Source organism: Gillisella vitis (assembly GCF_021559775.1).
GTDB classification, from domain to species: Bacteria; Pseudomonadota; Alphaproteobacteria; order Rhizobiales; family Rhizobiaceae; genus Allorhizobium; species Allorhizobium ampelinum.
In genome coordinates, this window is sequence record NZ_CP056048.1 from 1062004 (window position 1) to 1086251 (window position 24248).

At 56.0% G+C, this 24248-nt stretch carries 23 protein-coding genes; 14 read left to right on the forward strand and 9 right to left on the reverse strand.

Annotated elements, in window-relative coordinates; all coding sequences use genetic code 11:
• Positions 1-227 precede the first annotated feature (227 nt).
• Positions 228-917: an NnrU family protein gene (locus tag AVCG78_RS21720; RefSeq protein ID WP_071207093.1), complete on the forward strand. Its 690-nt coding sequence runs from the start codon at positions 228-230 to the stop codon at positions 915-917.
• Between the two features lie 177 nt (positions 918-1094).
• Positions 1095-2522 carry an endo-1,3-1,4-beta-glycanase EglC gene (eglC, locus tag AVCG78_RS21725; RefSeq protein ID WP_071207092.1) on the forward strand — a complete coding sequence of 476 codons (1428 nt, stop codon included), beginning with the start codon at positions 1095-1097 and terminating at the stop codon, positions 2520-2522.
• Between the two features lie 160 nt (positions 2523-2682).
• On the opposite strand, the gene AVCG78_RS21730 is transcribed toward eglC, so the two are convergent.
• Positions 2683-4017 (reverse strand): dicarboxylate/amino acid:cation symporter, encoded by a 1335-nt coding sequence (locus AVCG78_RS21730; protein ID WP_012654444.1) that lies wholly within the window; start codon positions 4015-4017, stop codon positions 2683-2685.
• A 231-nt stretch (positions 4018-4248) separates the two neighbouring features.
• On the opposite strand from AVCG78_RS21730, the gene AVCG78_RS21735 reads away from it, so the two are divergent.
• Both AVCG78_RS21735 and AVCG78_RS21740 read left to right on the forward strand, forming a co-directional pair.
• Positions 4249-6120, forward strand: coding sequence for a sensor histidine kinase (locus tag AVCG78_RS21735; RefSeq protein ID WP_071207091.1), 1872 nt, complete (start codon positions 4249-4251; stop codon positions 6118-6120).
• Complete coding sequence (locus tag AVCG78_RS21740; protein ID WP_071584525.1) at positions 6117-7493, forward strand: sigma-54-dependent transcriptional regulator; 1377 nt, start codon at positions 6117-6119, stop codon at positions 7491-7493. The genes AVCG78_RS21735 and AVCG78_RS21740 overlap by 4 nt, the downstream gene beginning before the upstream one ends.
• 4 nt (positions 7494-7497) lie before the next feature.
• On the opposite strand, the gene AVCG78_RS21745 is transcribed toward AVCG78_RS21740, so the two are convergent.
• Positions 7498-8241, reverse strand: a complete 744-nt coding sequence (locus AVCG78_RS21745; RefSeq protein ID WP_071207089.1) for a TetR/AcrR family transcriptional regulator — start codon at positions 8239-8241, stop codon at positions 7498-7500.
• 332 nt (positions 8242-8573) lie between these two features.
• On the opposite strand from AVCG78_RS21745, the gene AVCG78_RS21750 reads away from it, so the two are divergent.
• Positions 8574-8870 carry a hypothetical protein gene (locus AVCG78_RS21750; RefSeq protein WP_071207088.1) on the forward strand — a complete coding sequence of 99 codons (297 nt, stop codon included), beginning with the start codon at positions 8574-8576 and terminating at the stop codon, positions 8868-8870.
• Between the two features lie 26 nt (positions 8871-8896).
• Positions 8897-9088, forward strand: a complete 192-nt coding sequence (locus tag AVCG78_RS21755; protein ID WP_139191582.1) for a hypothetical protein — start codon at positions 8897-8899, stop codon at positions 9086-9088.
• Between the two features lie 29 nt (positions 9089-9117).
• Here the strand turns inward: AVCG78_RS21755 and AVCG78_RS21760 are convergent, their stop codons facing one another.
• From AVCG78_RS21760 to AVCG78_RS21775, 4 genes are read right to left on the reverse strand one after another with little or no spacing between them, the layout of a single operon-like run.
• Positions 9118-10026, reverse strand: coding sequence for an ROK family protein (locus tag AVCG78_RS21760; RefSeq protein ID WP_071207087.1), 909 nt, complete (start codon positions 10024-10026; stop codon positions 9118-9120).
• Positions 10023-11225 (reverse strand): N-acetylglucosamine-6-phosphate deacetylase, encoded by a 1203-nt coding sequence (gene nagA / locus AVCG78_RS21765; RefSeq protein WP_071207086.1) that lies wholly within the window; start codon positions 11223-11225, stop codon positions 10023-10025. The genes AVCG78_RS21760 and nagA overlap by 4 nt, the downstream gene beginning before the upstream one ends.
• Positions 11222-12244 carry an SIS domain-containing protein gene (locus AVCG78_RS21770; protein ID WP_071207085.1) on the reverse strand — a complete coding sequence of 341 codons (1023 nt, stop codon included), beginning with the start codon at positions 12242-12244 and terminating at the stop codon, positions 11222-11224. The genes nagA and AVCG78_RS21770 overlap by 4 nt, the downstream gene beginning before the upstream one ends.
• Positions 12245-12272: 28 nt before the next feature.
• Positions 12273-13025 (reverse strand): GntR family transcriptional regulator, encoded by a 753-nt coding sequence (locus AVCG78_RS21775; RefSeq protein WP_071207084.1) that lies wholly within the window; start codon positions 13023-13025, stop codon positions 12273-12275.
• Between the two features lie 431 nt (positions 13026-13456).
• On the opposite strand from AVCG78_RS21775, the gene AVCG78_RS21780 reads away from it, so the two are divergent.
• From AVCG78_RS21780 to AVCG78_RS21800, 5 genes are all read left to right on the forward strand, one after another.
• Positions 13457-14638 (forward strand): Gfo/Idh/MocA family protein, encoded by a 1182-nt coding sequence (locus tag AVCG78_RS21780; protein WP_071207083.1) that lies wholly within the window; start codon positions 13457-13459, stop codon positions 14636-14638.
• 9 nt (positions 14639-14647) lie between these two features.
• The gene (locus AVCG78_RS21785) at positions 14648-15532 is read left to right on the forward strand and encodes a carbohydrate ABC transporter permease (protein WP_012654454.1); all 885 of its coding nucleotides are present in this window, start codon (positions 14648-14650) and stop codon (positions 15530-15532) included.
• Entirely contained in the window at positions 15529-16389 is an 861-nt protein-coding gene (locus AVCG78_RS21790) for a carbohydrate ABC transporter permease (RefSeq protein ID WP_012654455.1), read from the forward strand. Before AVCG78_RS21785 ends, AVCG78_RS21790 begins: the two co-directional genes overlap by 4 nt.
• Before the next feature lie 77 nt (positions 16390-16466).
• Positions 16467-17669, forward strand: a complete 1203-nt coding sequence (locus tag AVCG78_RS21795) for an ABC transporter substrate-binding protein (protein WP_409065502.1) — start codon at positions 16467-16469, stop codon at positions 17667-17669.
• 103 nt (positions 17670-17772) lie between these two features.
• Entirely contained in the window at positions 17773-18906 is a 1134-nt protein-coding gene (locus tag AVCG78_RS21800) for an ABC transporter ATP-binding protein (RefSeq protein WP_071207081.1), read from the forward strand.
• A gap of 18 nt (positions 18907-18924) precedes the next feature.
• Here AVCG78_RS21800 and AVCG78_RS21805 read toward each other — a convergent pair whose 3' ends face one another.
• The 3 genes from AVCG78_RS21805 to AVCG78_RS21815 are packed head-to-tail and all read right to left on the reverse strand — an operon-like array spanning position 18925 to position 22057.
• Entirely contained in the window at positions 18925-20025 is a 1101-nt protein-coding gene (locus tag AVCG78_RS21805; protein WP_071207080.1) for a D-TA family PLP-dependent enzyme, read from the reverse strand.
• A 1-nt stretch (position 20026) separates the two neighbouring features.
• A complete protein-coding gene (locus AVCG78_RS21810) occupies positions 20027-21508 on the reverse strand; it encodes a M81 family metallopeptidase (RefSeq protein WP_071207079.1) in 1482 nt (493 codons plus the stop codon).
• Between the two features lie 42 nt (positions 21509-21550).
• Positions 21551-22057, reverse strand: coding sequence for a hypothetical protein (locus AVCG78_RS21815; protein ID WP_071207078.1), 507 nt, complete (start codon positions 22055-22057; stop codon positions 21551-21553).
• Positions 22058-22169: 112 nt separating this feature from the next.
• Between AVCG78_RS21815 and AVCG78_RS21820 the strand changes: the two genes are divergently transcribed.
• Genes AVCG78_RS21820 through AVCG78_RS21830 form a run of 3 tightly spaced genes read left to right on the forward strand, consistent with a single transcriptional unit; the run spans position 22170 to position 24217 of the window.
• Positions 22170-22556 carry a RidA family protein gene (locus AVCG78_RS21820; protein WP_071207314.1) on the forward strand — a complete coding sequence of 129 codons (387 nt, stop codon included), beginning with the start codon at positions 22170-22172 and terminating at the stop codon, positions 22554-22556.
• Between the two features lie 19 nt (positions 22557-22575).
• Complete coding sequence (locus AVCG78_RS21825) at positions 22576-23439, forward strand: MurR/RpiR family transcriptional regulator (protein ID WP_071207077.1); 864 nt, start codon at positions 22576-22578, stop codon at positions 23437-23439.
• A gap of 1 nt (position 23440) precedes the next feature.
• Positions 23441-24217 (forward strand): SDR family oxidoreductase, encoded by a 777-nt coding sequence (locus AVCG78_RS21830; protein WP_071207076.1) that lies wholly within the window; start codon positions 23441-23443, stop codon positions 24215-24217.
• The last annotated feature ends 31 nt before the right edge of the window (positions 24218-24248 follow it).

Below are 24248 nucleotides of genomic sequence, written 5' to 3' on the forward strand. Positions count from 1 at the left end.
TTGCGCAAATCGCGCATTTGTGACCCTCAAAAGGGGGGGCTTGGCTTGAGTTTATCCGGGAAAGGTGGAATGCGGTTTCCTTGAAAAGAGACGTGCTATCAAGAAGCCTGGGGGTGCAAGGTCCAGACTGGACCTCGCAGTTTCCCTGAGGTGATGGTGCAGCGCCTCGGCCGTAGGAGTGTGTGGTTTGCTGTCTCTCATTGATGTGTGTGTTACGGGATGGTTCCATGGATAACCTGGTCTTTGCGTTGATTTTCTTTGTGTTGACGCATTCCGTCCCGGCACTACCCAGCACCAAAGGTCGGCTTGTGTCCCGTCTGGGCCGGACGACCTATATGGTTCTTTATTCCATCCTTTCGCTGGCAGGCGTACTGTGGATTTTCTACGCCTTCATGGAAGCCGATGATGTGGCACTGTGGATGGACAGGGCTTGGCAGGCATGGTTGACGCTGGTACTCGTACCGATCGGTCTTTATCTGGTGGTGTGTGGATTGATCAGCCCCAATCCATATTCGGTGACCTTCAGGGCAGGGCGAAAGCCTGGAGCCATCGTTTCGATAACCCGTCATCCGGTTTTGTGGGGTTTTTTTCTCTGGGCTTTCGGTCATATTTTCCCAAATGGTGAAATGCGTGGCGTTATTCTATTCGGCGGATTTTCGCTTTTCTCGCTGGTGGGAATGGCGATACTGGACCGCCGAAGCCGGACAACTATTGACGCAGCCGGCCCGGAATTGGTTGCCGCAACATCGGTTTTGCCTTTCGCCGCCATTCTGTCTGGCCGTGCCAGATTGCGACTGGACCGCGAGATGGCGATCGCGCTTGTCCTGACCGCAGCCGGCACCTTCGCTTTGCTGTTTGCCTTCCACGAGGTGTTGTTCGGTGTCGATCCTCTGCTGCTGGCGCTCTACGGGGTTTAAACAAGATGATTGCCCTATTTTGATACACCTGTTTTGAAAACAACTATGGTGGGTCGTTCGGGGCCTGCGAAATTGAAAAAATATTACCATTACGGGAAAGATCGTTTGGTTCTCGGCGAATAAAGTCCTATCATTCCAAAAGGGGTAAGGTGTTGACTGCAACTGAAAGAGGTTCGCATGGCCAGCAAATATCTTCTCAACAGCTTGGGCGAGGCGCTTTATTATAGTGGTGATCCGACTCATTGGTATTCAGCAACGGGCAGTGGCCTGACGCTGAATGGATCAAGCGGAAACGACGCAATGTATGGGGATAGCTCGGTCAATGTCACCATGAATGGTGGCACGGGTGACGATGTCTATTATCTCTATTCCAGTATTAATAGGGCCAGTGAATCAGGTGGGGCGGGTGTTGACACAGTCAATACCTGGATGAGTTACACGCTTGGTGATGGCATTGAAAACCTGGTCGTGACAGGCGATAACCGCTATGCTTTCGGCAATAGCCTGAACAACATCATCACCGGCGGCACAGGTATCCAGACCATTGACGGCTATGGTGGCAACGATGTCCTGATTGGCGGCGGCGGTGCTGATACATTCGTGTTCAGCAGCGGCAATGGCAGCGATAGGATCACTGATTTCTCCAGCGATGATACCGTGCGCTTGCAGAATTATGATTTCTCGGACTTTACCGAGGTACAGAGCCATATGACCCAGACCGGAAGTGATGTTTCACTCGATCTCGGCAATGGCGAAAGCATCCTGTTCAGCGATACCGTAATTTCTGATTTTACCTCCGACCAGTTTCAGTTGACACTGGATCGTACCAATCTCACACAAACATTTTCAGATGATTTCAACAGCTTATCCCTGCATGACGGCACGAGCGGAACGTGGGATACGGGCTATAGCTGGTTTGCGTCCAATGGCGGTACTTTGGTCGATAACAGCGAGTTGCAATGGTATATCAATCCGTCCTATGAGGGGACGTCGTCGGTCAATCCTTTCTCCATCTCTGACGGTGTGTTGACCATCACCGCATCCGTTGCTTCGGAAGATATCCAGAGCCAGATCAATGGCTATGAGTATACCTCGGGCATGCTCAGCACCGAGTCCACGTTTAGCCAGACCTACGGTTATTTCGAAATCCGCGCCGATATGCCTGATGATCAGGGCGCATGGCCGGCATTCTGGCTGCTGCCGGCTGACGGGAGTTGGCCACCGGAACTGGATGTGGTTGAAATGCGTGGCCAGAACCAGGGTGAGGTTATTGTCACCGCGCACAGCAATGAAACTGGCGAACAAACATCCGATGCCACGACGGTTTACACGGATACCGAAGGCTATCATACCTACGGCGTGTTGTGGACGGAAACGACGTTGACCTGGTATATTGATGACGTTGCCGTGCATCAAACGGATACGCCGTCAGATATGCATGAGCCGATGTATATGGTGGTCAATCTGGCTGTTGGCGGGATGGCTGGGACGCCAAGCAGTTCTGATTTCAGCGATGGCTCAGAGTTGAAGGTCGACTATATCAAGGCCTATTCCCTTGAGGAGTATGCGGCGGCCACCACAACGACCACCGATCATCTTCTTTAATCAGGTCTGCATTCCCCAAACAAAAAGCCCCGGCTGGATTGGCCGGGGCTTTTTGTGTTTGTACGTTAGATCATCGGATCGATGCTCTAAATTTCTGTTTGCGCACTGAATTTATCCGAAAACCGGTTCTTAACTTTCGGTCCGGTGCTCTAGAAATTTATCACGCGGCGGTTGGAACCGGTTCGGCCACGACATCGATTTCTTCTGGCAATTCACCCGCCATGGCGGCGCGGAACTGTGTCTGATCGAGTTCGTTTTCCCAGCGGGCGACGACCACGGTTGCGACAGCATTGCCAATGAAATTGGTCAGTGCCCGGCATTCTGACATGAAACGGTCGATACCGAGGATCAGCGCCATGCCGGCGACCGGGACCGAAGGGACAACGGACAGCGTTGCAGCCAATGTGATAAAGCCGGCGCCAGTGATGCCTGCGGCACCCTTGGAGCTGAGCATGGCCACCAGCAGCAGAAGAATCTGGTCGCCAAGCGAAAGCTGGATATCCGTCGCCTGGGCGATGAAAAGGGCCGCCAGGGTCATGTAGATGTTGGTACCGTCAAGGTTGAAGGAATAGCCGGTTGGAATGACCAGGCCGACAACCGAGCGCTTGCAGCCTGCCCGTTCCATCTTGGCCATCAGGCCGGGAAGGGCGGCTTCTGAAGACGAGGTTCCCAGTACCAGCAGCAGTTCCTCTTTAATGTAGCGGATCAGGGCCAGGATGGAGAAACCGTTATAGCGGGCAACGCCGCCAAGCACGACGAGAACAAATAGCAGCGACGTCAGGTAGAATGTCCCGATCAGGAAAGCCAGGTTGGCGATCGAGCCAATGCCATATTTACCGATAGTGAAGGCCATTGCGCCGAAAGCGCCGATTGGTGCGGCCTTCATCAGGATGGCGACCAGCTTGAAGACCGGCGCGGTCAACGCCTGCAAGAAGTTGGTGACCGGCTTTCCAAGGTCGCCGACCATGGCGAGAGCCAAGCCGAACAGCACCGAGAAGAACAGGACCTGGAGAATGTCACCCTTGGCAAAAGCGCCGACAATCGTGTCGGGGATGATGTTCATCAGGAAGCCGGTGATCGTCGAATCATGGGCCTGCTGGGCATAGCTGGCAACAGCCTTGCCATCCAGCGTCGCGGGATTGATATGCATGCCTGCGCCAGGTTGCAGGATGTTGGACACCAGCATGCCGACAACGAGCGCCAGCGTGGAGAAGCACAAGAAGTAGATCATTGCCTTGCCGGCAACGCGTCCGACCTTCTTCAGGTCGGACATGCCGGCGATGCCGGTGGCCACGGTCAGGAAAATAACAGGCGCGATGACCATTTTGACGAGCTTGATGAAAGCATCACCGAGCGGTTTGAGGGCTTCGCCAGTTTGTGGGTAAAAATGACCAAGTAAGATACCGCCGATAATCGCAACGATAACCTGGAAATACAGATGACGGTAAAATGGGAGCTTGCCGCCCTGCGGGGCGGTGGTGGTAGAAATATGCATCGGATCCTCCGGTAGGTGCTCCCAACCGATGTCATCGGCCTCCCGGGAGCTTATGCAACGTGTCAACATCGACACCGATGTTCGGTTTCGTCAATGCAATCGCCGTGCCAGAGTGTAGCTTCGTGCCAAGCCTTTGAAAAGCCGCGTTTCAGCCATGATCCGCGGCGGATTTTCGCGCGAATTTCCGCTCGATGCCTTGTGCGTTGTGCGGAAAAATGCACAAAGTTGACGATGATTATCGCGCATGACAAGCCCAGATCCGTCCCTGCCAATGTGAGGCGCCCACGAAGGCCATGGCTTTTGCTGGCGTTCCTAGCCTGTGTTGTCACCCTCCTTGCGCTTTATTTGGTTGGGCTTTATGCCCGCACTGCCGCATTGGAGGATTTGTCCGAGCAAGCGCGCACCAGCGCCAATCTCAAGGTGGCCTTCTTGCGGGCGGTGTTGGAGCGACCGCGCTCGTTGCCACTGCTTTTGTCGGAGGATCAGCAGGTTGTCGATGCCTTGAGTCTGCGCACAGTCGCTGCAACGGAACGTTTGAACGACAAGCTCGAGCGTTTGGTTGCCGGTACAAGTGCGTCAGTCCTTTACGTCACGGACGCGACAGGACATGCCATTGCCTCCAGTAATTGGCGCGAGCCGGTGAGCTTTGTTGGTGTTGATTATTCTTTTCGAGACTATTTTCGTCGATCCATGGCGATCGGTGCCGCCGAACATTTCGCGCTCGGTAACATTAGCAAGCGTCCAGGCCTCTACATTTCAAGGCGTGTCGGTCCGGTTAACGCCCCCTTGGGGGTTGTGGTCGTGAAGGCAGAATTCGCGCAATTGGAAAGCGATTGGCGAGAGGAGGGCCGAGCGGCTTTTGTCACCGACGGGAATGGGGTAGTGCTAATTTCAAGTCTTCCGTCTTGGCGCTTCATGACATTGTCGACGTTGCAGCCAGAGGAATTGACCCAAATACGCAACAGTTTGCAGTTCGGCGATGCGCCTTTGCAGGCCTTGCCGATCAATCGCGCCCAGCAGGTGCCAGGGAGTGCTATACCGGATGAGCTTCTGGTGCGGACGATTTTTCCCGGCGCCATACCCGCTGACTATCTGGATCTATCGGTTGCCGTGCCGACCACCAACTGGCATCTCAATTATCTCGTCCCGACTGAACCGGCAATCGCAGCCTCGACGAGGGAATGGCGACTGTTGACCTTGGCCCTGCTGGCACCATTTTTTCTGGTCGTCTCGCTGGTTCTTTGGCGGCGGCAGGCAACGGTTATCCGTCTGGCGCGGGTGGAGGCCGACCAGCTGGAGCTGGAGCGGCGGGTGGATGAACGAACCCACGACCTTTCACAGGCCCGAGACCGGCTGGAATTGGAGATCGCCGGCCACAAGACCACCGAACAGCGGCTGCAAGGTGTCCAGCAGGAATTGGTCCAGGCCAACCGGCTGGCTATCCTGGGGCAGGTGGCGGCGGGCGTTGCCCATGAAATCAACCAGCCTGTCGCAACGATCAGGGCCTATGCTGAAAATGCCAGGGTGTTTCTGGAGCGTGCCCAGCCGGAGCAGGCAAACAGCAATCTTGGCGCCATTGCCTCGCTGACGGAGCGGATCGGCACGATCACCGATGAATTGAAGGCTTTTGCGCGCAAGGGGCGGACCGCGCCGGAACCAGTGCCGCTTGGAGCGGCGATCGAGGGCGCGGTCATGCTGCTGCGCAGCCGTTTTGCCGGGCGGCTGGAGGCGCTTTCCCTTCCCGATGTGGCTCCGGATCTGACGGTGAAAGGCAACAGGGTCCGCCTGGAGCAGGTTCTGATCAATCTTCTGCAGAATGCGCTCGAAGCATTGGAGCAGCGCAGCGATGGCCGGGTCGAGGTCTCGGTTCAAGAGACGGAGCAACATGTCGTGGTGACCATCGAGGATAATGGTCCAGGCATCCCAGAGGACATCAGGCGTCTGCTTTTTACCCCCTTCACCACGTCAAAGGAAAAAGGTCTTGGTCTCGGCCTGGTGATTTCCCGTGACATTATCAGTGATTACGGCGGTCGGATTGGTGTCGAAAGCACGCCATCCGGTACATGCTTTACCATCCATCTTTTGAAAGCGGATATATCATGACGTCATCGCAAGCGACGGCGACCAATAATGTGATCCTGATCGATAATGATCGAGATCTGCTGGCCGCCACGGGGCAGACCCTTGAGTTGGCGGGATTCTCCGTTCAGGCATTTTCAGCGCCGCTGGAGGCACTTCGTCGGATTTCCAGTGATTTTCGCGGTGTCATCGTTTCGGATATTCGAATGCCTGATATCGACGGCTTGGAATTGTTCAGCAGGGTCAAGGCAATGGACCCGGAATTGCCGGTCATTCTGGTCACCGGCCATGGCGATATCGCCATGGCGGTACAGGCGATCAAGGACGGCGCTTATGATTTCATCACGAAGCCCTTTGCCACCGACAGGCTCCAACAGAGTGTTCATCGCGCCGCGGAAATGCGACGACTCGTGCTGGAAAATCGCAAGCTGCGTCAGGTGGCAGACGCGGCCCAGGACGGATTGCCGCTGATTGGTCAGACACCTGCCATGGAAAGGCTGCGGCGCACTTTGCGCCAGATCGCCGATACCGACGTCGATGTGCTGGTGACAGGCGAAACCGGCAGCGGCAAGGAAGTGGTGGCGAGCCTGCTACACAGCTGGAGCCGACGCGCCAAGGGCAATTTTGTCGCCTTGAACTGCGGAACCCTTCCGGAAAGCATGATCGAAAGCGAGTTGTTTGGCCACGAGGCCGGCGCCTTTACCGGTGCGCAGAAAAAGCGGATCGGCCGGATCGAACATGCCAGCGGCGGCACATTGTTTCTCGATGAAATCGAGAGCATGCCCGCGGCGACCCAGGTGCAGATGCTGCGAGTGCTGGAAATGCGGGAAGTCTCGCCGCTCGGCATCAACGACGTGCGCCCGGTGGACCTGCGCGTGGTCGCCGCGGCCAAAGTCGATCTCAGTGATCCTGCCCAGCGCGGTGAATTCCGCGAGGACCTTTATTATCGCCTGAATGTCGTGACATTGACCATTCCACCCTTGCGCGAACGCCGTGATGACGTGCCGCTGTTGTTTGCCCATTTCATCGAGCGGGCCGCTAGCCGGTTCCGTCGCGAGCCACCACCGGTGTCAGCCGGTGTCGAGCGTTATTTGCGGGACCACGACTGGCCGGGAAATGTGCGCGAATTGACTCATTTTGCCGAACGCTTCGTTCTGGGGCTGGAAGATATGGATTCGGGCGGCAGTATTGTCGTTTTAGTCGACCTGCCTGATTTATCCTTGCCGGAGCGGCTGGATCGCTATGAGGCGGATATCATGCGTGAGACCCTTAGCCACTATGAGGGTGATGTACGCAAGACCATCGAGGCTCTGAAAATTCCTCGCAAGACCTTTTACGACAAACTTCAGCGTCATGGCATTGTCCGCAAGGCATTTGCGGGTGGGGAAGAAGGCTGAGCAATCAACAATGTGATGAGGAACAGTCAGGTGCCGGTATGGTTGCCGGTGCAAGGAAAGCCAGTGTGACCGTCACAATATGTTCGCCCCAGGCGTCGATAGCGGTCGGTTGCCAGACGTCCGGGTTAAGATTGAGCGCCAGCGTGTAGCGATTGTTGATGTAGAAGAAGCTTAAGCCAGCAATCGTCATGTAGACCGTCACCGGATTGACATCGGCGCGAAACACACCTTGCTCAATCCCTCGCTGCAGAAGCTTTTCGATTTCCGCGAGCAATGGACCATGGGTCGAGGGAATGGTCTTTGATCGGCTCGAATATTCAGCCCTCAGAATGTTTTCGGTGGCCAGTAGACTGACGAATTCCGGGTGAGTCAGAAAATAGGTCCAGGTGTGTAAAGCCAGTTCGCGTATGCCATCAAGCGGTTGACGTCGCGACAGGTGAAGGCTTTTTCCAGCAGCGGTGACATTGGAGAAAATCACCTCGAGAACCGCGACGTAAAGGCCCTCCTTGTCTCCAAAGAAATGGTAGAGCATTCGTTTGTTGGTTTTCGAACGCAATGCGATGGCGTCGACTCGGGCGCCTGCAAAACCCTTTGCGGCAAACTCTTGAATGGCGGCATCCAGAATGATTGCTCGGGTCGCATCGGGATGGCGGATCATACGCCCCTGACGGCATTGCGCGGGTGCTGGGCTTTCCGCTTCAGGATCAGGCCCTTCCTCGAAAGTCTGTTCCAGCCGCTGGCCTGTCATGGGAATCTCACTTTATGGTATTTCGAAATTCAAAATTAGATTTACATGAAATACATCGCGTCGGTTAATTACGTGCATGCAGAATCTGTAAATTGTGATTGGAGGCTGTGAATTCGGAGTGAATGATCGGCTGAGATGCGGATGCGCCGATGTGGACAGCGTCTTTTAGGCTTTTCGATGTTTTGAAAACAAAATTTCTCCATTTGTCTGCAAAAGTAGAATAGTAATTTTATAGACTATATTGACGGAAACGCTTGCCACTGTCACCATTGCACAGCGTTGGAGTGAAAATAAACGGGACATATATCCTGCGATTTTCAAAAGGGGTGACGATGCCGATAGCTGTAAATATGTTTTCTTACGACCTGTTTGGGTTGACACGGGTTCCCCACGATCTGGTTGAAGACAGCAAATCTCGCGGTGAGGGCCATACACAGAAGCCTGTTGTGGCAAAGTCAGTAATGAGCCCGAAGGTCGAGGAATCATCGTTGTTTTCGAGGTTCTGGAACGGCAACCCAGCTAACAATCAGCCCGGCAAGGATCGAGATGCCGAGCAGGAGCAAAAGATTCGGGAGGATCGCAAGAATTGCCACGCAATTCTCCTCGGTGGTTTCTTCCCGATTTTGTGAAAAGCACGTTTGTGAAGGAGGCTGTGATGAGTATTGTTGAACGTCTGATGCTTGATGCCGTCTCGCCTATATTGGCCAGTGCCGGAGCCACTCAATCTGCCACCCAGTCTGTAGCGGACCATTCGATTGGCCTGCGTGAAAAGGTCGGCCGTGCGATTCCCTTTATTGTTTGCGCGGCCGCCTTCCTGTTTGTCGGGGCTATGATCGTCGGGATTTGAAAAGAAAAGCGGAACTGGACGGCAGGCCTTTAATTTGGCCTTGCAAGCCCGAGCAAGGCTGCACCGATCAGGCCCGGCTCCAGTCGGCATTGCGCTGGAACCACAATAGGATGATTGAACCGTCGCAAGATCTTGGTTCTGACGGCTAAATCGATGGTGTCAACCAGGTTTGTGGCGTTGGATAGGCCGCCGCCGACCGGAAGTATGCTCGCCCCCGTCGTATTGACGACCAGAGCCAACGGACTGGAAAGTAATTCCACAAATGCCGCGATGGTTTGGCTTGCCTTTGGTTCGCCGGTTTCCCAATCCTTGACGATATCCTCACTCGTTCGGTTTTCGCCGGTCAGGTGCGTATGGAGCTTTTCCATGCCGCGCGCGCTACAGATTGTGTCGATACAACCTTTCTGACCGCAGCCGCACGGAAGCCGCGGGATGGCGACAGGCGGTTCGCCTACCTCGGTTGCGGCAATGGGTCCATGGCCCCATTCTCCGGCAAAGCCGCCGTCGCTGTTGATCAGTTTGCCATCGACTACCAGTCCGCCGCCGACGCCGGTGCCGAGAATGACGCCGAACACCACGCGGTGGCCGCGTCCCGCGCCCAGCCCGGCCTCAGCGATTGCGAAACAATCGGCATCATTGGCAATCAGCACAGGCAGGCCCAAGGCCTCTTCCAGATCGTGTTGCAGCAAACGGCCATGGATGCAGGGTATATTGGCGACGACAGCGCGGCTGGTATCCACATCTATAATGCCACAGATGGAAATTGCCACGCAGCTTGGTGTCTCTCCCGCCTCGGCAATGATTGACCTGATGACGCCGACAAATGCATCGAAATCCTGTCCCGGCGTTGGCTGGCGTGGAAAGGGACGAATATCCTCAGGCGAATAGGCAATTGCGCCCTTGATGGCGGTTCCGCCAATATCGAAACAGACGATCATGCGCGCCGGGCCTCGGAATGTGTTGCTGTGCTATGAACGCATGTGCCAGCGATCCAGGTGGAAACCAGATCGAGTTGCGGAGTGAGCAACAGGAAGTCGGCGTCCTTGCCAGGCGCAAGCTGACCTTTCGTCTCGCATCCAATCGCCTCAGCTGGATAAAGCGACGCCATGTTCAACGCTTCCTCAAGCGATGCTTGGAGCTTTTCATGGACAAACCGAATGCAGGACAGCATATCGATATCAGCACCAGCAAGGGTTCCGTCGGCTAAAGTCAACCGTCCGCCCTGGCGGAAGACCGGGCGACCATTCAGCATGAAGCCGGTTTCATCGGTGCCGATGCTCGACATGGCGTCGGTGACCAGGAAAATCCGGCCAGACCCGCGTTTGGCGCGAAGGGCAATGCCCATCGAGACCGGATCGACATGGAAACCGTCAGCGATAATCCCGCAGGACAGCGTTTCCGAAGCAAGGGCTGCTCCGACAAGGCCCGGTTCGCGATTGCCCATCTGGCTCATGGCATTGAACAAATGAGTGACGAGCGTCGCGCCCGCCGAGACATAGGCGCCAATCTGCGCGCAACTCGCATCCGTGTGGCCCAGGCTGATGTGATAACCCGCTGCTCGCAGGGTTTTCACCTGCTGCGGGGTAACGCTTTCTGGCGCAATGGTGATCAATGCAGTGCCAAATGTGCCAGCGGAGGCAATAAGCTTTGCCAGATCATCGTCGTTCATGGGGCGGATCAGGGCGGGATCATGGGTGCCCTTGCGCGCCAGCGACAGATGTGGACCTTCCAGGTGAAGCCCCAGATAGCCTGGGATCTGTTCCGTCTGAGCTAGGCTGCCAAGGCTCAGAACCTGATCGCGCAGGGCAGGATGGTCAGTAATCAATGTCGGTAATAGCGCTGTGGTGCCGAACCGTGCATGGGCGGCGCAAATCGTCCGGATACCATCAAGATCCGGCTGGTTGTTCAGCAACACACCGCCGCCGCCATTGACTTGCAGATCGATAAAGCCAGGCACGACCAGAGCCGACCCTGCCTCGATCCTGGCAAGGCTAGCAGGCACGGCATTGTTGGAGACGATATCAGCGATTCGCCCCTGATCGACAATCAGGGCCTGATCGTCATGGAAACGCATGCCGTCAAAGATCCGGCCGCCTGTCACAGCGAATGAGGAGGGAGCCGCAAGAGACGAGTTCATCGGGTTTCCGTTACTTTCTTCAGAGCGGCTGGCTTGTCCGGATCAAGGCCACGGGCGCGCGATAGTGATTCCACCATGCCATAATAGGGTACAATCAATGCCAGCGCATCGGTCAGCGGATGGCCGGTTTCGATGAAGGGCAAATGGTTGGCCTCCTTTGCCAAAGACGATGTCAGGAAAACAGACGCATTCTTGGCGGCAAGTCCATTGGCCGTGGCGGCGATAGAAGCCTCCGCCTTGTCGCGGGCAGCAAAGGCGATGATCGGGAAATTCGCAGACACCAGAGAGACCGGACCATGCAACACTTCAGCCGAAGAATAGGCCTCCGCATGCAGCTCAGATGTTTCCTTGCATTTAAGCGCCGCTTCGCAGGCAATCGCCAGCGTCGGGCCGCGCCCGAGCATGTAGAGCGAATCGGCGTCTTTCAACACCTCGACCAATCCACTCCAATCCAGGGCGAGCGCTTTTTCAAGATGCGTGGGCAGGGCTTCGACCGCGGCTGCCAGGCGAGCGTTGTCGCTCCAGGCACTGATCAAGGACAGGCCAGCAACAATGGAATTGACAAAGGATTTTGTCGCCGCAACCGCAATTTCCGGTCCAGCTTGAATGTCGATGGCGATATCAGAGGCTGCGGCCAGCGGCGAAGAAATGGTATTGAGCAGCGAAATTGTCGTTGCCCCACCGGCTACGGCGGATTTGGCGAGCGCCACGAGGTCCGGGCTGGCCCCGGATTGCGAGATTGCAAGTGCCGCAGCTCGATCCAGTTTCAGCGGCGCCTGATAAATCGAGGCGAGAGACGGGCCGAGCGAGGCAACGACGATCCCGAGCTCCAGTTCGACAGCATATTTCAGGAAATGGGCGGCGTGGTCTGAAGAACCACGCGCAATAGTGACCAGCACCGCAGGATCGCGCTTGCGGAGTGCTGCACCCGCTTGTTCCAAACTCTCCCGGCTATCGCTTAGCAGTCTACTGACCGCTTGCGGAATCTCGTTTATTTCCTGGCGCATAGTCGTCGTCATCGTATTTTCCTTATCCTGCGGCTTCCGATCAGGAGCCGATGGTCAATTCAGCAACCAGGTCATAGGCGTCGCTGCGGTATAGCGCGCGCGACACTTCCATCACCCGGCCTGTATCCAGATAGGCGATCCGCTGCACGGAAAGCGCGGCAGAGCCCGGCGGCATGCCGATCAGTTTGGCATCTTCATCCGTTAATATGACCGCAGAAATGCGCTGATTGGCGCGCACGGGTCTAATCCCGACACTGCCAAGTGCCGCATAGAGAGAGTTCTCGACGCGAGAGGGATCCGGCAGCAGATCATCTGGAAGATTGGTACGTTCCAACGCAATCGGCATGTCGCTGGCGGTGCGCAGCCGCACCAGCCGTGCCACTCGGGCTGTGCCGGAAAGCCCAAGCGCCATGGTTTCTTCCGGGGTTGGCAAAAACAAGCCGCGCTCCAGCCAACGTGAACCGCTGACCATGCCGCGCCGGGCCATATCCTCGGTAAAGGATGTCAGCCGTGTTAGCGGTTGCTGCATGCGCTTGACGGGCTTGACGACAAAGGTTCCAGCACCTCGGCGCCGAACCAGAAGACCTTCAGCAACAAGGTCGTCTATTGCTTTGCGTACCGTGACGCGGCTGATACCTGCGGACTCGGCAATGTCGCGCTCCGCAGGAAGGGCGTCGCCATGCTTAAGCTGTCCAGCTTCGACGGCATCTTCGATCAGCGTCTTTAACTTGATATAAAGCGGGCCGCCCCGGCTGGATTGCAGGCTCGCAAAAGCAAGCACATCCGTCTGCATGTCACGTTCCCCGTATCCTAGCCGAATGCTGATGGTTATTTTTTGATTACAGTACCAAGGCAATACCAATTTGGCAATAATGTTTCATTGGTCTTCTCAAAGTTGAGGGTAATAGTGTAAATTGTGTTGAAAAAACAGATATTTCCCTCAAAAAATAGGGTAAATTATCATTCAGTCTGGACGATTGGCATTTTTTTGGTATTATTCATTAACAAGAATAAATAAATGGAACAATCGTGCATAGCTCGTCGAACGCAATGTTCCAGGGTGCGCGCGGAATTGATGATGTCGCTGTGAATGATTTGGGGTGGTCTCGCTGATTGTGAAAATAAATTTCACGACCCTGCGGAGAATTGCTTTCTCTATTGACGAAACCGCCAAAAATTCGCAGTCTCAAGAAAATAAATTACGTGAACGGGGAAAATTCCAGCATGAAAGTCGCCATTATCGGGCTTGGTTTCCGGCTTGGTTATCTCGGTCGAGTGCTCAGTGAGATCGATCCGTCTTTCGAGATTGTCGGCTATGTCGATCCCAGTCCGGCAGGCCTGCCTGGATTGGTTGAGGCAGGTGTATCGCCAGGCAAAGCATATGAAACACCGGAACAGCTGATTGCCGGGGGCGGCTTCGATCTGCTGATGATCGGTTCGCCCAATCACCTGCATATCCAGCATATCCGACTAGGACTTGAAGCCGGATTGACGGTCTTTACCGAGAAGCCGATCGTGATTTCCATCGAGGAAAGCCTCGAACTCGCTTCGCTTCTCCATATGTATGGTCATGACCGCTTGTTGGTGGGTCTTGTTCTTCGCTATTCGCCGCTCTACCGCGATTTGCGTCAGGCGCAGGCGGATGGCCTGCTTGGCAATGTCGTCTCCATCGAGGCGTCGGAGCATATCGAGCCGTATCATGGCGCCTTCTTCATGCGCGATTGGCGCCGCTACGGGCGCTATACCGGCGGTTTCATGCTGGAAAAATGCTGTCACGACCTTGATCTTTACAATGGTGTTGTCGGCGCACGCCCGCGTTTCGTCGCCAGTTTTGGTGGTCGCAAGAGTTTCATTCCGGAAAATGCGCCGGAGCAGGATGGCGTCAACGACATGGAAGTCTATCACCGCAAACCAAGCGGTTGGCTCGGCTCCGACAAGGTCTTTGATAGCGATGCCGACATTATCGATTACCAGACCGCGATCATCGAATATGAGAATGGCGTGGCGATGACATTTCACACCAATCTCAATGTGCCCGATCAGTTTCGCCGTTTCTGTGTGATCGGCTCGAAGGGTATGGCTGAGGGCGACTTCGTGCGCGGCTTCCTCGATGTCCACAATGCCCGTAACAACGACAAGGTCATTGCCAAGACCTATAGCGCACCTTCCGAGAAGTCGCAGCATTACGGCGCCGACGAACAAATGGCAGCCGATGTGCTGGCCTTTATTGAAACCGGTGCGAAACAACCGGTTTCGGCTCTCGACGCTATCGAGGCGGGAATTCTGGCCCTGGCGCTGGATCAGGCGCGAGCCGAGCGTAAAGTGGTGGATCTCGCGCCTGTCTGGGCGCGTTACGATGCCTGCCTGCATGGCGAGGCGTCCGCCGCCCCTGCAAAGTCGGCATAGGGGATGGTCATGGAGGCGAAACGCAGAGCCGTTTTCTTCGCCTGGTGCCTGCTGTTGCCGGCAACCATCTATATCGCCATCATCGTTGCCTATCCGCTGGTCGATACCTTCATCCTGTCCTTTACCGATGCGTCGTTGAAACGGGTGACGAACTGGGTCGGCTGGGATAATTACAACAAGATCTTCAACGCCACCTTCGCGGATGTCATTATCCGCACCTTTGTGTGGACGTTCTTCTCCGTGCTGTTCAAGATGATTATCGGCACGTTCGGCGCGACGCTTCTGAACACCGCTGTGCCGGGGCGAACCTTGTTTCGCATCCTGACCATGCCGCCCTGGATCGTGCCGATGGCGATTGGCATTTTCATGTGGGGCTGGATGTATAACGGCCAGTTCGGGATGATTTCCGGCATGTTGCAGCGGGTGGGCCTGGTCGATGGCCCGGTTGCCTTCCTCGCATATGGATCGACGGCGTTCTGGGCGACGATTTTCACCGATGTATGGATCGGCGTGCCAATGGTGACGCTTTATCTGCTGGCGGCAATGCAGGCGATCCCGCAGGATCTGCACGAGGCGGCTTGGACGGACGGGGCCGGGCGGTTTTACCGGTTCCGCCGCATCACCCTGCCGCTGCTGATGCCAGCGATGATTACCATGTCGATGATTTCGCTGATCTCGACCTTCAATTCCTTCGATATCATCTGGATATTGACGCGCGGTGGCCCAAGCGGCGGCACGACGACGATGATTATCGATACCTACAAGACGGCAATTGGGTCGTACAAATACGGTGAAGGGGCGGCGCGCGCTGTGCTGATCTGCATCTTCCTGTCGATCTTCAGCTATTTCTACTTCCGCGTCACCAGCCGCCTTTCGCAGGAGCATTCCCGATGAGCACCAACAGGCAGGCGATGATCAATCGCTACAAATGGTACGAAATCATCGGCATCTATTGCGGTGTCGCGGTGTTTCTCACCTTCGTGCTGGCACCTTTCGTGGAAGGGTTCCTGGTGTCACTGAAGCCGCTCAGCCAGCTGTTTTCGTCACCTTATCGGTTTTGGCCGGAAAATGGTTCATTCGAAGCCTACCGCACCATGTGGGACCATGTTCCGGGCTTTGGCCGCTATATCTTCAATTCCTTCTTTATCTCGATCACGGCAACGGTGGTGGTTCTGCTGCTCGTCGTCCCGGCAGCCTATGCCTTTGCCCGCTTCGAATTCCGCGGCAGGGGCGTATTGCTGGGGACGTTCCTTGCCGTCAACATGTTTTCAGGCGCGGTTCTGCTCATTCCGATCTTTCGGCTGATGCGGATTTCGGGAATGCTGAACACCTATTTCGCGCTGATCGTGCCGCTGATCGCCTTCCTGATCCCGACCGCCATCTGGTTGCTGAGAACCTATATGATGCGGATTCCACGGGAGCTTGAGGAAGCAGCTTATGTGGATGGGGCGAGCTATTTCTATACGTTCCGGCGCGTTGTTCTGCCGCTTGCCATGCCAGGGATTGCCGTCGTCGGCATCACCACTTTCATTACCGCCTATGCGCAGCATTTCATCTTCGCGCTGACCTTCAACTCGAAGACGGAATACATGCCACTGCCGATTGGCCTGTTTGCCTATTTCGGCCGTCAGGAAGTGATCTGGAACGAGCTGATGGCCGCAAGCTTCGTCGGTATTGCGCCGGCGATGATCATGATCTTCTTCCTGCAACGCTATCTGGTCAGTGGCCTGACGGCGGGTGCAGTCAAGTAGGCAGCCGGTTTCGAAACAACCAAGACACGTTTAATGTCAACAAAGGGGAACCATCGATGAAAAACACTTTGACCATCATGGCGGGTGCGCTGGCGCTGCTGGCAAGCTCGGCTCTGTCGAGTTTTGCGGCGGATAAGGAAATCAGCTGGATCTATTGTGGCGACAAGATCGACCCGATCCATGAGAAATATATCAAGGTCTGGGAAGGCAAAAATCCGGGCTGGAAGATTGCGCCGGAAGTGGTCGGCTGGGAACAGTGCCAGGACAAGGCAACCACCTTGGCTGCCGCCGGGACACCTGTCGCAATGGCCTATGTCGGTTCGCGCACGTTGAAGGAGTTCGCCGAGAACGACCTGATCGTCAAGGTGCCGATGACGGATGCCGAAAAGAAGAGTTATTATCCGAATATCGTCGATACCGTAACGTTTGACGATACCCAGTGGGGCGTGCCGATTGCCTTCTCCACCAAGGCGCTGTTCTGGAACAAGGACCTGTTCAAGAAAGCCGGTCTTGACCCGGAAACCCCACCGAAGACTTGGGCTGAGGAAATTGCCTTTGCCAAGCAGATCAAGGAAAAGACCGGAATTGCCGGTTACGGCATGCCTGCCAAGACCTTCGACAACACCATGCACCAGTTCATGCATTGGGTGTATACCAATAACGGTCAGGTGATGGACAAGGACGGCAAGATCGTCATGGACAGCCCGGAAGTGCTGGCAGCGCTTCAGGCCTATAAGGACATTGCTCCCTATTCGGTTGAAGGGGCAACTGCCTACGAGCAGAATGAAATCCGGGCCATCTTTCTCGACGGCAAGGCCGGGATGATCCAGAATAGCACGGGTGCGGCCTATCGCCTGCAGAAGACCGACATCCACTGGGGCGTGACGACTTTGCCGCTCGGTCCTTCGGCTAAGGGCCCCGGCACGCTGTTGATCACCGATAGCCTGGCGATCTTCAAGGGCTCCGGTGTCGAGGACAAGGCAACGGAATTTGCCAAATACATTACCTCACCAGAACCGCAGGAAGAATACGAACTGACGACCGATTCCGGCCTGACGCCGCTTCGTCCTTCCGCTAAGGTTGAGCAGTTGATCAAGGATAAGCCTTACTGGAAGCCGTTCATCGATGGTATCGCCTTCGGTGGTCCTGAGCCTTTGTTCAAGGATTACAAGGGTTTCCAGAATGTGATGATCGAAATGGTCCAGTCTGTCGTCACTGGTAAGGCCGAGCCTGCTGAGGCCTTGAAGAAGGCGTCGGCTGCTATCGACCAGTACAAGTAAACATCGGGGCTCCGGCTGCGGATCATCGTGGTTCGCAGCCGGTTTTTGTTTGGAATTTCGCCGGTCGCCTCTTGGTCGCCGGTTGGTATGGAGACGCAGCGCGGTGGGCCAGCTTTATCTCAACAAAGTCGTCAAATCCTTTGGCCATTTCGATGTCATCAAGGGCGTCTCGCTCGACATCAAGGACGGCGAATTCATGGTCTTCGTCGGCCCATCCGGCTGTGGCAAGTCCACGCTGCTTCGGATGATTGCCGGACTGGACGATACGACCAGCGGCGATATCGTCATCGATGGAGCTCGGGTCAATGCGCTGCCGCCGGTTGAGCGCGGCATTGCCATGGTGTTCCAGTCCTATGCGCTCTATCCGCATATGACGGTGTTTGAAAATATCGCTTTTCCGTTGCGGGTCGAGAAAATGCCCGAAGCGCAGATCCGTGAAAAGATCGACGCAGTGGCCAAGGTTTTGCAACTCGATCAGCGCTTGCAGCAGAAACCGGGCCAGCTTTCCGGCGGTCAGCGGCAGCGTGTGGCGATTGGTCGGGCCATCGTCCGCGAGCCGAAGATTTTCCTGTTCGATGAACCGCTTTCCAACCTCGACGCCGCCTTACGTGCCGATATGCGCATCGAGTTGACCCGGCTGCACCGGCAGTTGAAGGCAACTATGATCTACGTCACCCACGACCAGATCGAAGCGATGACCATGGCTGACCGAATCGTCGTGTTGCATGGTGGTCATATTGCCCAGGTAGGGGCACCTCTGGAGCTTTACCACAAACCGCAAAACCTGTTTGTTGCCGGTTTTATCGGCAATCCGAAGATGAATTTCGTGCCGGTCTCCTGTAAAGGCGTCGGACCCAATGGTGTTACCGTCGCCTATGAAGGCCGAATGGTGACCATCCCGGTGACCGGACGTCCCGATATGCTGGGTCAGGAGCTGACGCTTGGCATTCGCCCAGAACATCTGGCGCTCGGCAAAGGTGATTTTTCCATCACTGTGACACCCAGTGTCGTTGAGCGGCTCGGTGCCAGCACAATCGCCTATGCGTCGCTGGCGAATGGTGAACCTTATTGTGCAGTCTTCCCCGGATCTGCACCCGTTCAGCCAGACCAGCCCATGACAACGACGATCAAGGCTAGCGATTGCCATCTGTTCGACGCTGATGGTGAGGCGCTGGAACGCCATATCAACTGGCAGGCGGAAACTCTGCCGGATGCGTTGAAGGCGGTTCAGGATTAAGAATAGGCGGAAACGCGGCTACCAAACCAAGCCGCGTGCCGCCACTTGCTCCACCCGCGTCACCACACCATTCCGGTGAAATGTCATGATGTCGAACAGGTTTGACACGACGCAGGTATGATTGGGAATAATCCGCACTTTTTCGCCGATCTCGGGCCGCTTACCGGTCATCTTCGAGAGATCGACGGTACCGTGTTCTTCGGACAGGTTGGTAATGACAGCATCCGGATAGTCAACGATTAGGCCATAGTCGCTAAAGCCGAGCAGGTCAGATGTCAGCGCTTTGGAGCCCGCATCCAGAATGGCGCGATCCGGTGTCGGGCGCGACACGACCGTGGCGAGGATATGCATTGCACAATCGTCAAGCGTGCCATGTCCAGCCTTCGCCATGCTACGGTCGCTATAGATATAGGTTCCAGCGCGATGCTCGGTGGCTGATGGCACAAGATGGGCGGAAAATAGGCTTGGCGTTCCGCCGTTCGAGACAATCGGACAGGCAATGCCCAGAGTGGTCAGGCTGGCAAGGATTTGCGCAAAAAAGCTTTCGACGACCTGTTCTGTGTGGGCCTTGGGATAGGTCATCACCCCACCGAATCGTAGGCCTTTGCTGACTGAAATCACTTGCGCCAATTTAACAGCTTCAGCGGGTGTCTGCACACCGCAGCGTCCCGCACCGGTGTCGCATTCCACCAATACGGTCAGAGGTTTGCGGTCTGCAAAATAGCTTGCAAGGCCTTCGACGGTAACGATGCTGTCGGCCACCACCTTCAGGCCGGATATCCGCTCATTCAGGGCAGCGAGCCTCACGAGCTTTTCAGGGCCGAGAATATTGAAAGTAATCAATATGTCCTCGAACCCGGCATCGGCAAACACCTCAGCCTCGGTAATTTTCTGGCAATTGATGCCGGTCGCACCCGCCTCTTGCTGCTGGCGGGCAAGGGCTGGAATCTTGTGGGTCTTGATATGCGGGCGAAAGGCAAGGCCGTGGGCATCCATATAGGACTGGACCCGGGCAATATTGGCTGCAAGCCGATCCTCGTCAATCAGCGGCAGCGGGGTCGAAAGCGAGAGAACCGTATCGCCGGGTCTTGGACCTGGTCTGTCAATTGGGCGGTCCATATCAGGCAGTCTCCGTGTCCTGGGCGAGGTTAAATGGATTGGCACAGATCGGCCAGATGTCGCGGCGAACCCGCCGATAAGGGTTGGTAGCCGGATTATTGGGATAAGGCGATCCCGCTGAACAGTAAAGGATGTCAGAGGCGATCTTCGAAAAAGCCGCATAGAAATGATTGGTGGATTTGATCGCAAGGATATGTTTGGACGTTGGATCGATGCCGAGCGCTGTGAACAGCGAAGGGTCGTAGCTTTGCACCCGAACGGAACTGAGCACGATATCGATGCCGTCTAGGTGGATATGAGCGGCGTCGCCAAACGGGGCGACACTTTCACCGAACTGCATTTCGGCATTGGGTACGAGTTTTACCACCTTTACCAAGCCATCGACAGGATTGCCTGTGCCTGGCGCGGATTTGGCCCCAAAACGCAACGGAATTTCCGCACCTTCGCCAGCGGCCATGCAGATCTGCACGGCAATCGGGTCCCAGATCATCCCAACGGCGGTATTCGTCGCACCCTGCGCCAGAAGTTCCTCAAGCAGCACGGTCGCATCTCCTGCTGTGCCGCCGCCGGGATTGTCCCACATGTCGGCAATCACCACCGGCCCGGCTGGATTTGCGAGCGCCTCGGCCACGGCCTGTTTTTCATCAATCTGCGGCATCATGAACGTGCCGCGTTTTTCGAACAGTTCAAGGCCAAGGCTGCGGGCCAGCATCTGGCCTTTTTCCACCTTGCCATTGGTGATGGCGATGGTTTTCGTGCCCATCTCCGGCACGTCTCCGGCCATGAAACCGTGAATAACCGATAGCGACAGGACGTCGGGATCTTCCCGTTCGATCTGCAACATTTTGTCCACAAAACCGCGCATCGGCTGGCGCGAGGTGGGGAAGACATCGATCATCCGGCAGTCGAAGACCGACATGACGGGGGTGATGCCACCTTCCAGCGTATCGACGACGATCCGCCAGAGGTCACGGGCGCGGTCAACGAAATCCGTATGCGGAAACTCCTTGAAGACGACAAAGACATCCGCCGCCTCAACCCGCTTGGCTGTGAGGTGGCTATGCGGGTCCAGTTCTGCGGCAAGCAGCACATCCGGCCCGATAATGGCGCGGATGCGGCTTAGGAAATCGCCTTCCGGGTCTAGGTAGCCATCCGCCACCATGGCGCCATGCAGGCCGAGCAAAACGGCATTGACGGGAAGCGCTGCCGTCAACTGGTCTAGAATTTCGTCACGCAGGCTCTCATAGGTCTGTCGATTGACGAGCCCGGCTGGATCGGCCCAGGTCGCGGTGCCTTCAATCAGCACCCAGTCTTTTTCGCCGCACACCTCACGGCCAACGGTGATTGGCGCGGTGCAGAGCGTGGGGGTTGCCGGGTGCTGCCCAGGCGGGGCGTAAAGGGAAGCCTCGAAAGCGCGCCGGTCGATGCAGATCGGCGAGAACGTGTTGGTTTCCGTTGCAAAGGCGGCTGTAAAAATGCGCACGGAGTGGCCTCCAATCACGGTTGACGGTCAGATGGTTGGCGATCAGGCGACGCTAATGGGGGTTGAGCCCATCGGGTTGGGCAAATAGCCGGTAAAGCCTGAAATTTTCCAGCGGCCTTCGTGCAGATGGCAATAATAAAGCGTTTGCCATTGCATGGTGTCGAAACCGCCATCGGCTTTTTTGATGCCGCCATCGAATTTTTTGCGCACCAAAGCGGTCTCGCCTTCGATTTCGATCTCTTCCAGCGTTGTGGTAAAGAAAATTGCAGTACGCGGGTCTTCACCATGGCTCTGACCGGCAAAATCCTTGGCCTGGCGCAGCCATTCGTCGCGATAGGCCGCGAGATTGGGGAAAGTCAGACGCCAATGATCAGGATTGGGATCGCGATTGCCGTTGATGCCGATGAAGCCGTCCTCGACGAAATCACCTTCCACCATCGACCAGTCTGCTGCCAGAAAAGCATCGATGTCGCGGGGCACCAGCATCTCCCAGATCGCATGGCGCGCAGCATCGGTTGCCGGGAAGGGGTTTTTGAAGGGATCGCGCATCTCAGCCACCTTTGTCTAAAATATTTTCATGTTCTATGAAAATCCCTAGTCAAATTCGGTTTTCTATGATGAATTGTCAATTGATCACGAAAATAATTTGCATGAGGTCGAGATGACGATCAAGCGGTATGGTGCGGAAAAAGCAGGTGCCGGTGGGCAGAAACTGCCGTTTGCCAGAGCGGTTGAAGCCGATGGCTGGCTGCATGTCTCCGGCCAGGTGGCGATGGAAGACGGCGAAATCATCCAGGGCGGGATTGTCGAGCAGAGCCATAAGGCGATTGGCAACCTGATCGCCATTTTGCATGAGGCCGGCTACAGCGTAGAGCATGTCGTGCGTTGCGGCGTCTGGATTGATGATCCGCGCGATTTCTGGAGCTTCAACAAGATCTATCAGGGCTATTTTGGCGAACATCCGCCAGCCCGCGCCTGTGTCCAGGCCTCAATGATGGTCGATTGCAAGGTCGAGATCGACTGCATAGCCTATAAGGCGACCAAATAAGGTTGGTTTGTGAGGGCTTATGGATATCTTCGCCACCATACAGGAAGATCGCGCGCAATTTTCGCCTTCCGAACAGCGGATTGCCGACATTCTCCTGAGTGAGCTGGAATTTGCCGTCGGTGCGTCGATCATCGAGTTGGCGGAGAGGGCGCAAGTGTCGCCGCCGACCGTGACCCGTTTTTGCCGCAGGCTTGGATGCCAGAGCTTTTCGGATTTCAAGGTCAATCTGGCGAAGACTGCTTATGTCGGCGTGCGTTACCTGAACCCGGAAGCGAAAAGCACCGAGCCACAGGATGTTGCCGAGGACGTCATCACCAAGGCGCAGAACGCCCTGTTCATGATGCATCGCGCGCTGGATGCAGCCATGATCGAAAAGGTCGCAGACCGGATTTCCCGAGCCGAAATGATCTACGCGTTCGGCTCGGGCGGCAATTCATCGATGATCGCCACGGAATTGCAAAACCGGCTGTTCCGGTTGGGGTCACGGGTTACGGCCTGTAACGATCACCATATGCAATTGATGCTGACGGCAGCGGCGCGCAGCAATGATATCATTGTCGGCTCGTCCTTCTCGGGGCGCAATCTGGAAATGGCGCGCTGTTTCGCGCTGGCGCGTGACAATGGTATTACCACGATTGCCCTGACCCAGAGTGACAGCGCTGTCGCCAAGGCTGCCGAGCTGGTTGTTGGTATCGACCTGCCGGAAGGCGATAATATCTTTCGCCCGACTTCGACCCGCTTTGCCTATCTGGCCATTGTCGATGTCATCGCCAGTCTGGTTGCCTATCGCAATCGCAAGCTTTCCATGGTGACGCTGCGCCATATCAAACAACAATTGGTCGAACATCGCGATGGCGACGACCGTCAGATTCTCGGAGACTAGGATGGCGAAATCCGTGGCTGTGGTAACAGGTGCCGCCGGTGATATCGGGCGGGCAATTGCCAGCCGTCTGGCCGCAAGCCACGATGTGGTGGTGCTGGCCGATATTGATGAGACTGCGGTGAATACGGCTGCGGTCAGTCTTGGGTCCGGGGATATATTCGTGCCTGTGGTCTGTGATGTCACCGACGAGGCCAGCATCAATGCTCTGGCATCTGCGGTGCAGCAGTTTGGGGTGACCAAGACCCTCGTCAACAATGCCGGGGCGGCAAGGGCCGTCAGTCTGCACGATACCGATGCGGCCATCTGGCGCCAGGATAATGCGCTCAATCTGGAAGCGGCATTCCTGACCTTTAGGGCTTTGGAAAATCAACTGAAACAATCACAAGGCGCGGTCATCAATATTGCTTCGGTCAATGGCATGGCCGTGTTCGGCCATCCCGCCTATAGCGCTGCGAAGGCTGGCCTGATCCATCTGACCCGGTTGATCGCGGTGGAATATGGGAAATTTGGCATTCGTGCCAATGCGGTGGCGCCCGGCACGGTGCGCACCCAGGCCTGGGAAGCGCGCGCCGCTGCCAATCCTGCCGTGTTCGAAGAGGCCAAGCGCTGGTATGCCTTGCAACGGATCGCGACGGCGCAGGATGTTGCAAATGCGGTGTTTTTTCTGGCTGGCGATCAGGCTGCTGCCATTACCGGCGTCTGCCTTCCCGTCGATTGTGGGTTGACGGCAGGCCAAAGCGAACTTGCGCGGACATTTTCACAGTCCGAGCATTATTGATCCTCCATCCATTCAGACCTCAAGGGGAACC